Consider the following 9,022-nt stretch of genomic DNA (forward strand, 5'->3'; position numbering starts at 1 on the left):
CCGCCCGCGGGTCCACGGCCGCTGCCGCTACCCCGGCCAGGCCGGACGCCGAGGCTCCGGCTGGCACTGAGCGCGTCGCACCGCGCGCCGACCCCGCCCTCCGGCGACCGGCCCCTTCGTGCTGCCCGGCCCTCCGCCGGGTGGCCGCCCGTGGACGCTCCGGTCCCGTGGCGCACGGCCCCTCCGCCCCTCCCGCGGGAAGCCCGGGGCGCCGACCGGTGTTGTCCGGAGGCAGGGGCGGGCAGGTCCGTCCGAGTACGGCCCCCAAACCGTGATACCGCTCACTTTCGGGTCGGGGTGACGGGTCAAACACCTCATTCCACCGGGGCCGCACAGGGCGACGACCTAGGATGAGACGACACGCGGGGGCGAACCGCGCAGGTGTGCCGGGATAGCGGAGGTTGTGTCATGGGCCAGGAGTACAGCGACTACGGGGACAAACTGCTGCCGCCGGGGTTGACCTACGACGACGTGCTCCTCGTACCGGCCTACTCCGACCTCCAGCCGGGCGAGGTGGACACCACCACCCGCCTGTCCCGCAACATCACCCTGAGCATCCCCCTGCTGTCCGCGGCGATGGACACCGTCACCGAGGCCCGGATGGCCGTGGCCATGGCGCGCCAGGGCGGCGCCGGCGTCCTGCACCGCAACCTCTCCGCCGAGGACCAGGCCAGCCAGATCGACCTGGTCAAGCGCTCCGAGGCCGGGATGGTCACCGACCCCGTCACCTGCAAGCCGGAGGACGACCTCGCCGAGGTCGAGCGCCTGTGCGCCCACTACCGGATCTCCGGCGTCCCCGTCACCGACGCCGGCGGCTCCCTCGTCGGCATCGTCACCAACAGGGACATGCGCTTCGAGAGCGACCGCGCCCGGCTGGTCCGCGACGTCATGACCACCGAGAACCTGGTCACCGCCCCCGTCGGCGTGAGCCGCGAGCAGGCCTTCGAGCTGCTCCGCAGGCACAAGGTCGAGAAGCTGCCCCTGGTCGACGCGCAGAACCGCCTGCGCGGCCTGATCACCGTCAAGGACTTCATCAAGAGCGAGCAGTTCCCCGACGCCACCAAGGACGCCGACGGGCGCCTGGTCGTCGGCGGCGCCGTCGGCGTCGGACCCGAGGCCGAGGAGCGGGCCAAGCTGCTCGTCGAGGCCGGGGTCGACTTCGTCGTCGTGGACACCGCGCACGGCCACTCCGCCGGGCTCGCCGACATGATCGCCAAGCTCAAGGCCAACTCCCGCGCCGACATCGTCGCGGGCAACGTGGCCACGCGGGCCGGCGCCCAGCTGCTCGTCGACGCCGGGGCCGACGCCGTCAAGGTCGGCGTGGGACCGGGCTCCATCTGCACCACCCGCGTCGTCGCCGGCGTCGGCGCGCCGCAGCTCACCGCCATCCTGGAGGCCTCCAGGGCCTGTGGTCCGGCGGGCGTCCCGCTCATCGCGGACGGCGGGCTCCAGTACTCCGGCGAGATCGCCAAGGCCATCGCCGCGGGCGCCAGCACGGTCATGCTCGGCAGCCTGCTCGCCGGTGTCGAGGAGAGCCCGGGAGAGCTGATCTTCATCAACGGCAAGCAGTTCAAGGCCTACCGGGGCATGGGCTCGCTCGGCGCCATGCGGGGCCGCTCCTTCTCCAAGGACCGCTACGCCCAGGCCGACGTCGCCTCCGAGGACAAGCTGGTCCCCGAGGGCATCGAGGGCCAGGTGCCCTTCCGCGGCCCGCTCCAGGCGGTCGCCCACCAGCTGGTCGGGGGCCTCCACCAGTCCATGTGGTACGCGGGGACCCGTACCGTGCCCGAGCTCCGCGAGCGCGGCCAGCTGATGCGGATCACCAGCGCCGGACTGCGGGAGAGCCACCCGCACGACATCAAGATGACCGTCGAGGCGCCCAACTACAACGCGCGCTGACCCGTCCCGCGCGCCGGTCCGCCGGCGCGTCGGCGGTGCGGGCCGTCCGGGAGACCCCTCCCGGGCGGCCCTTCCCTTTCTCCCCCTTCCGCTCCCCGCCCCCGGCGGCCCCGCGGGCGGCTCCGACGCCCGGATGTCCGAGGAACCCGTGACCGTCGGGGGCCCGGTCGTCCACGGGGACGGGTGCGACCGCCGGGGCCTGCCCGGCCGGTGGGGCGGCGACCCGGTCGGCCGCGCTGCGCGAGTCCAGGCGGAGCGGGTCAAACCCGGTCCAACTTTTGGGCGGATAGACTCTCGGCGGCAGGAAAGACGCCGGTAGACGAGCCGGTGCCGCACGTCAGAGGGGATCGAAACGTTGGCGCAGGTGGAGATCGGGCTGGGCAAGAACGGGCGCCGGGCCTATGAGCTCGACGAGATCGGGATCGTGCCTGCCCGACGCACGAGGGACCCGGAGGAGGTGTCGATCGCCTGGCAGATCGACGCCTACCGGTTCGAGACGCCGCTGGTGGTCAGCCCCATGGACAGCGTCGCCTCCCCCAAGACGGTCGTGGCCGTCGGGGAGCAGGGCGGTCTGGGCGTGCTCGACCTGGAGGGCCTCTGGACCCGCTACGAGGACCCGGAACCGCTGCTCCAGGAGATCCGCGAGCTCGACGACGTCGCGGCCACCAGGCGGCTCCAGGAGATCTACGCCGCCCCCATCCAGGAGGAGCTGATCGGCCGCCGGATCGAGGAGATCCGCGACGCCGGCCTGGTCACCGCGGCACGGCTGTCGCCGCAGCGCACCGCCCAGTACCACAAGGCCGTCGTCGACGCCGGCGTGGACATCTTCGTGATCCGCGGCACCACGGTGTCCGCCGAGCACGTGTCCGGACGCGCCGAGCCGCTCAACCTCAAGCAGTTCATCTACGACCTGGACGTCCCGGTCGTGGTGGGCGGGTGTGCCACCTACACCGCGGCCCTGCACCTGATGCGGACCGGCGCGGCCGGCGTGCTGGTGGGCTTCGGCGGCGGTTCCGGGCACACCACGCGGTCCGTGCTCGGCGTGGCCGTGCCGATGGCGAGCGCCATCGGCGACGTGGCCGCCGCGCGCCGCGACTACCTGGACGAGTCCGGGGGCCGCTACGTGCACGTCATCGCGGACGGCGGCATGACCGGCAGCGGTGACATCGCCAAGGCCCTGGCCTGCGGCGCCGACGCCGTCATGGTGGGTTCGCCGCTGGCGCGGGCCACGGAGGCCCCCGGCGGCGGCTACCACTGGGGGAGCGAGGCCCACCACGAGGAGCTGCCGCGCGGCGAGCGGGTCAGGGTGGGCACCATCGGCGACCTCAAGTCGATCCTGCACGGCCCGGCCGACACCAGCGACGGTTCCATGAACCTCATGGGCGCCCTGCGCCGCACGATGGCCACCTCCGGCTACACGGACCTCAAGGAGTTCCAGCGGGTCGAGGTCGTCGTCAACCCGCACCGCTAGGCGTACGCGCCCCGAGCGGGTCGAGGGGGCCGTGCCGTCCGGCACGGCCCCCTCGCGTCGCGGCCCCCCGCGGCCGCATGTTCGGACAGGCCCGGGCCCCGGGGCCGGACAGGCCCGCCGCACGGCCCCGCGGGCGGCCCGGTGGCCGGGCCGGCGCCGCCCGGGGGCCGGTCCCACGTCCCTGAACTGGGCGAACAAGGGCGGGGGTGGGATCGATGAGCACCGACTGTCCCTGGTCGCGTACTTTGGTGACGCGTGATGTGCAGTTGACCTTTTCTTGACGAGCGGGGAGCCAGATGGGCAGCCGACGGGCCACCGGTACCGGGAGGCGTCGAAGTCGCGGTCCGGTGATCGTCGTCTGTGTGACGCTCTCACTGTGCCTGTTGGTGACAGGGGGAGTGTTCTACCTGGTGGGGCGGGTTTCCGACGCCCTCAACGAGTGGTCCCCGCCTGCCGGGCAGACCGCCGAACCCCAGGCCGGCACCATCGAGACGCCGCCGCACGACCAGCTCACGGGGCCGCCGGACCGCTCCGAGCTGACGGCGGCCGCGGCGGACCCGGACCCGTCCGGGGAGCCGGGCGCCGACGAGCGGCACACGCCGGAGCCGACCGCCCCGCGCGCCGAGGGCGCCTGGGTGGAGCGGGTGGCCGAGGCGACGACCATCCCGAGCCGGGCCCTGGAGGGGTACGCGAGCGCGCAGCTGGTGATGGCCGAGGACCAGCCGTCCTGCCAGCTGTCCTGGCCCACCCTGGCCGGGATCGGCATGGTGGAGTCGATCCACGGCACCTACGCCGGGGGCGAGATCGGACCGGACGGCACCACGACCGTGGACATCATCGGCATCCCGCTCGACGGCACCAACAACACCCGCGCGATCCCCGACACCGACGGCGGCCGGTACGACGGCGACACCGAGTGGGACCGGGCGATCGGCCCGATGCAGTTCATCCCGACGACGTGGGGGCGCTGGGGCGCCTCGCTGGAGGGCGGCGACCCCGACCCGCACAACATCGACGACGCGGCGCTGGCCGCCGCCCGGTACCTGTGCGCGGAGGGCCGCGACCTGACCGACGCGGCCGACTGGGAGGCCGCGATCCTGGAGTACAACCGGTCCAGGGAGTACGTCAACGACGTCCTCGCCTACGCGCACGCCTACGCCGACGCGTCCGCCTGAGCGGTTCCGTCCACAGGCCCCGGCGGGGGCCTCCCGCGGAGCGGTTCCGCGTGGTTCCCTGGAATCGGGGGGTCCCCGGGCCCGCTCCGCGCAGCCGTGCCCGCACTCACCCGCGCGCCCCGGCCCCCTCCGGTGCGCCGGGCCCCGCGGCCCCGCCTGCTGTGCCGGCCCCGGCCCCTGCCGTGTCGGTCCCGGACGTCCCGCCTGCCGTGCCGGTCTCGGCCCCGGACGCCCCGCCGTGCCCCGCCCCGCCGCCCGTGCCGGTCCCGGTCCCGCCCGCGCTCTCCCGCGCGAGCGCGTCGCTCTCCTCCCGGGTGGGGACGCCCTCCCGGGCGAGCGCGCTCTCGGGGGCGAGCCGCGCGAGCAGCGTCCGGCTGATGTCGAGCAGCTGGTCGCGCTGCTCGGCGCTGAGCACGTCGAACAGGTTCTCCCGCATGCTGACCACGTGCCTCGCGCCGGCGTCCCGCAGGACCCCGCGGGCCTTGTCGGTGAGGACGGCGAACCAGCTGCGGCGGTCCTCCTCGCAGTGCACGCGGTCCACGAGGCCCGCCTCGGCCAGCTTCCGCACCGCGTGCGAGATCCGGCTGGCCCTGGTGTGGGTCAGCTCGGCCAGGTCGCTCATCCGCAGTGACCCGTGCTCGCTCTTCGAGAGCAGGACGAGCAGCTCGTAGTAGGTCAGGGGGAGGTCCACCTCCTGCTGGACGTCGCGCTCCACGCGCTGGTCCAGCAGCCGGAAGGCCAGTGTGGCGGCGTCCCAGGTCCGCTCCTCGGACGTGCTGATCCCGCAGTGTTCGCTCATGGGCAGATGCTACCAGTCTGGAATGTTGCGCACTGAAGCTTTCTGTCTTACTCTCGTGCTGAATAGTTCAGTGCTGGAGAAAAACCCTCCCAGAGAGCCGGGTCCCATGAATCCCACCGAATCCGCAGCCCCCACCGGTGCTGGGGCGCCCGCCCGTCCCGCGGGCCCGGCGGAGCCCCCGCCCACCGCCGGTTCCGCGAGGCCCGTCGCCCCCACCGGCGCCGACCCCGGACCCGGACCCTCACCGCGGTCCGGGCCAAAGGCCCCCGGGCGGTCCCGCCGGGCCGTCCTCGCGCTTGCCGTCCTCGCCCTGGCCCACTTCACCATCTCGGTCGACTTCAACATCGTCTACATCGCGCTGCCGCAGATCGGCGACGCCCTCGGCTTCTCCGCGGCCTCGCTCCAGTGGGTGGTCACCGCCTTCTCCCTCGGCTACGGCGGCTTCCTGCTCCTCGGCGGCCGTGCCGCCGACCGGCTCGGAGCCCGCCGCATGCTCGTGTCCGGCGCCGCCCTCATGGGTGCGGCCTCCGTCGCCGGGGCCCTCGCCCAGGACCCCGCCGTCCTCGTCGCCTCCCGCGCGCTCCAGGGACTCGGCGCCGCCGCGCTGTTCCCCGCCACGCTCGCCGTGCTCACCGCGGCCTTCCCCGCGGGGCCCGCCCGTATCCGCGCCATGGCGGTGTGGGGGACCGCCGGAGCCTTCGGCGCGCTGGCGGGCGGCGCCGTCGGCGGCATCCTCACCAGCGCGTTCGGTTGGCCCGCGGTGTTCTGGGCCCTGGTCCCCGCCACCCTCGCCGTCGTGCTCGCGGCTCCCGTCGTGCTGCCTGCCGACGTGCGCCGCCCCGGACGGGCGAGCTTCGACCTCCCCGGCGCGGCGATGGTCACCGCCGGGTCCCTCCTGCTGGTCCTCGGGATCTCCCTGGGGCAGAGCGTCGGATGGGCCTCCTGGCAGAGCGCCGGCGCCCTCCTCCTCGGCGCGCTGACCCTGGTCGGCCTGCTCCTGTTCGAGCGCCGCGCCGCGGACCCCCTGCTGCCGGTGAGCCTGCTCGCCAACCGCTCCCTGCTGGTCACCATGGCCCTGGTCTTCGTGCTCATGGGCACCGTGAACACGCTGCACTACGTCTACACCACCCACGTCCAGGTCACCCTCGGCCTCAGCCCGCTCGCGGCCGGTCTCGGCTTCCTGCCGCAGGGCCTGGCCGCCATGCTCGGCTCGGCCCTGCTCCTGCCCCCGCTGCTCGCCCGGTGGGGCGTGCGCAGCGCGCTGTTCGCCGGTGTGGCGGGTTCGGGCCTCACCGCCGTCCTCTTCGCCGTGGCCGTCGCCGCCGACTCCTACTGGGCCATGCTGCCCGCCGTCGTCATGCTCGGCGTGACGGCCGGGACCACCTACCCCGTGCTGTTCGCGGCGGCCGGGGCGGGAGTCTCCGACGACGAGCAGGGCGTCGCCTCGGCGATGGTGTCCACCACCCAGCAGATCGGCGCGGCGGTGGGGCTGGCGTCGCTGGTCGCCGTCGCCGATGCCGCCGCGGGTCCCGTCTCCTCCGGGCTCGGCGCCGCCGCGGTCGCCGGGGGGCTGGCGACCCTGGCCGCGGCTTTTCTCGCCCTGGCGCTGCGGAGCCGTCCGGCGGGATGAGCCGCCGGGCGGGAGCCCGCGCCGCCCCCCGCGGCAGGCGCGGTCCGGGGCCGCCGCGCGGAGGACACGCCGGTCCGGGGGCGGGCGCACGGCGCGCCCGCCCCCGGGCGGCTAGCCTGGTTCCCTCTGATCGCCCCGATGGACACGGGCCCCGGGTGGGTATGCGCCTGGGAGGAACACCATCGAGACGGAGGACCACGGATGGCTACCACCTGGCTGGGACCGAAGGGGCGCGCCGAGGCGCTCGCGTCGATGAAGGACGAGGAACTCGACGTCCTCGTGGTCGGGGGAGGCATCGTCGGGGCCGGTATCGCCCTGGACGCGGTCTCGCGCGGGCTGTCCACGGGACTCGTCGAGGCACGCGACTTCGCCTCGGGCACCTCCAGCAGATCCAGCAAACTCATCCACGGCGGACTGCGCTACCTGGAGCAGTTCGACTTCGAGCTCGTGCGCGAGGCGCTGCACGAACGGGGTCTGCTCCTCACCACCATCGCGCCGCACCTGGTCCGCCCGGTGCCCTTCCTGTTCCCGTTCGCGCGGCAGTGGGAGCGTGCCTACATCGGCGCGGGAGTCACGCTGTACGACGCCCTGGCGATGTCCTCCCGCAACAACCGGGGGCTCCCCTCGCACCGGCACCTGAGCAGGAACGGCGCGCTGAAGGTCTTCCCGGCCCTCAAGCGCAGCGCCCTGGCGGGGGCGATCCAGTACTGGGACTGCCAGGTGGACGACGCCCGGCTCGTCACCAGTGTGCTGCGCACCGCCGCCGGGCTGGGGGCCAGGATCGCGTCCCGGGTCCAGGCGGTCGGGTTCCTGCGCGAGGGCGAACACGTCGTCGGCGCCAACGTCGCCGACCTGGAGACCGGCGACGAGCTGCGCATCCGCGCCCGCCAGGTGGTCAACGCCGCGGGGGTGTGGACCGACGACATCCAGGAGATGGTCGGAGGTCGCGGACAGATCCACGTCAGCGCCTCCAAGGGCATCCACCTGGTCGTCCCGCGCGACCGCATCCAGGCCTCCTCCGGCATGATCCTGCGCACGGAGAAGAGCGTCCTGTTCGTCATCCCGTGGGGCCGCCACTGGATCATCGGCACCACCGACACCGCCTGGGACCTGGACAAGGAGAACCCGGCGGCGAGCCGCGCCGACATCGACTACGTGCTGGACCACGTCAACCAGGTCCTGCGCACGCCCCTGGGCAGGGACGACGTCGAGGGTGTGTACGCGGGGCTGCGGCCCCTGCTGACGGGCGAGTCCGAGGAGACGTCCAAGCTCTCCCGGGAGCACACGGTCGCCCACCCGGTGCCGGGCCTGGTCCTCATCGCCGGGGGCAAGTACACCACCTACCGGGTGATGGCCAAGGACGCGGTGGACGCGGTCGCCCACGGCCTGGGCAGCAGCGTCCCGCAGTCGGTCACCGACCGGCTGCCGCTGGTGGGCGCGGACGGCTACGCCGCGCTCTACAACCAGCGGTACCGGCTCGCCCGCGACTCGGGCCTGCACGTCTCCCGGATCACCCACCTGCTCCGCCGCCACGGCTCCGGCGTGCACGACCTGCTCGACCTCGTCAGGGAGCGCCCCGACCTGGGACGCCCGCTCGCGGCGGCCGACGACTACCTGCGCGCGGAGATCGTCTACGCCGCGGAGGCGGAGGGGGCGCGCCACCTGGAGGACGTCCTCTCCCGGCGGACCCGGATCTCCTTCGAGACCTGGGACCGGGGGATCGCCGCCGCCGAGGAGGCCGCCGAACTCCTCGCCGGGCCGCTGGACTGGAGCAAGGAGCAGATCCAGCGCGAGGTGGAGTACTACCGCAAGGGGATCGAGGCGGAGCGCGCCGCGCAGGAGCAGGACACCGACCAGGAGGCCGACGCCATCCAGCACGGGGCGCCCGAGATCGTCCCGGAGGCGCGCGTCACCCGGAACTGACCGGTGGGCGGGCGGGGGCGCCCCCCCCCCCCCCCCCCCCCCCCGCGCCCCCCCCCCCGCCCGCCCCGCCCCGCGGGGTGGGCCGCGGCCCCCCGCCCCCAAGCGGTGCCGACCGCGCCCACGCC

Annotated in this window: 6 protein-coding genes; 5 read left to right on the forward strand and 1 reads right to left on the reverse strand. The window is 74.3% G+C overall.

Features of this window, described 5'->3' with window-relative positions; all coding sequences use genetic code 11:
• Positions 1–408 precede the first annotated feature (408 nt).
• The 3 genes from guaB to ABZ234_RS29410 all read left to right on the forward strand — a co-directional run bounded on the left by guaB (position 409) and on the right by ABZ234_RS29410 (position 4,545).
• On the forward strand, positions 409–1,899 hold the full coding sequence (guaB, locus tag ABZ234_RS29400; RefSeq protein WP_267948089.1) for an IMP dehydrogenase: 1,491 nt from the start codon (positions 409–411) through the stop codon (positions 1,897–1,899).
• 364 nt (positions 1,900–2,263) lie between these two features.
• Positions 2,264–3,370 carry a GuaB3 family IMP dehydrogenase-related protein gene (locus tag ABZ234_RS29405; RefSeq protein ID WP_267950243.1) on the forward strand — a complete coding sequence of 369 codons (1,107 nt, stop codon included), beginning with the start codon at positions 2,264–2,266 and terminating at the stop codon, positions 3,368–3,370.
• A 296-nt stretch (positions 3,371–3,666) separates the two neighbouring features.
• Complete coding sequence (locus ABZ234_RS29410) at positions 3,667–4,545, forward strand: murein transglycosylase (protein WP_355014168.1); 879 nt, start codon at positions 3,667–3,669, stop codon at positions 4,543–4,545.
• A gap of 106 nt (positions 4,546–4,651) precedes the next feature.
• On the opposite strand, the gene ABZ234_RS29415 is transcribed toward ABZ234_RS29410, so the two are convergent.
• Complete coding sequence (locus ABZ234_RS29415; RefSeq protein WP_355014169.1) at positions 4,652–5,344, reverse strand: MarR family transcriptional regulator; 693 nt, start codon at positions 5,342–5,344, stop codon at positions 4,652–4,654.
• A 106-nt stretch (positions 5,345–5,450) separates the two neighbouring features.
• Between ABZ234_RS29415 and ABZ234_RS29420 the strand changes: the two genes are divergently transcribed.
• Together ABZ234_RS29420 and ABZ234_RS29425 are read left to right on the forward strand one after the other, a co-directional pair.
• Complete coding sequence (locus ABZ234_RS29420; RefSeq protein ID WP_355014170.1) at positions 5,451–6,974, forward strand: MFS transporter; 1,524 nt, start codon at positions 5,451–5,453, stop codon at positions 6,972–6,974.
• A 201-nt stretch (positions 6,975–7,175) separates the two neighbouring features.
• Positions 7,176–8,897: a glycerol-3-phosphate dehydrogenase/oxidase gene (locus ABZ234_RS29425; RefSeq protein WP_267948093.1), complete on the forward strand. Its 1,722-nt coding sequence runs from the start codon at positions 7,176–7,178 to the stop codon at positions 8,895–8,897.
• Positions 8,898–9,022: the final 125 nt, after the last annotated feature.

The organism is Nocardiopsis sp. NPDC006198 (genome assembly GCF_040613895.1).
GTDB lineage: Bacteria > Actinomycetota > Actinomycetes > Streptosporangiales > Streptosporangiaceae > Nocardiopsis > Nocardiopsis tropica.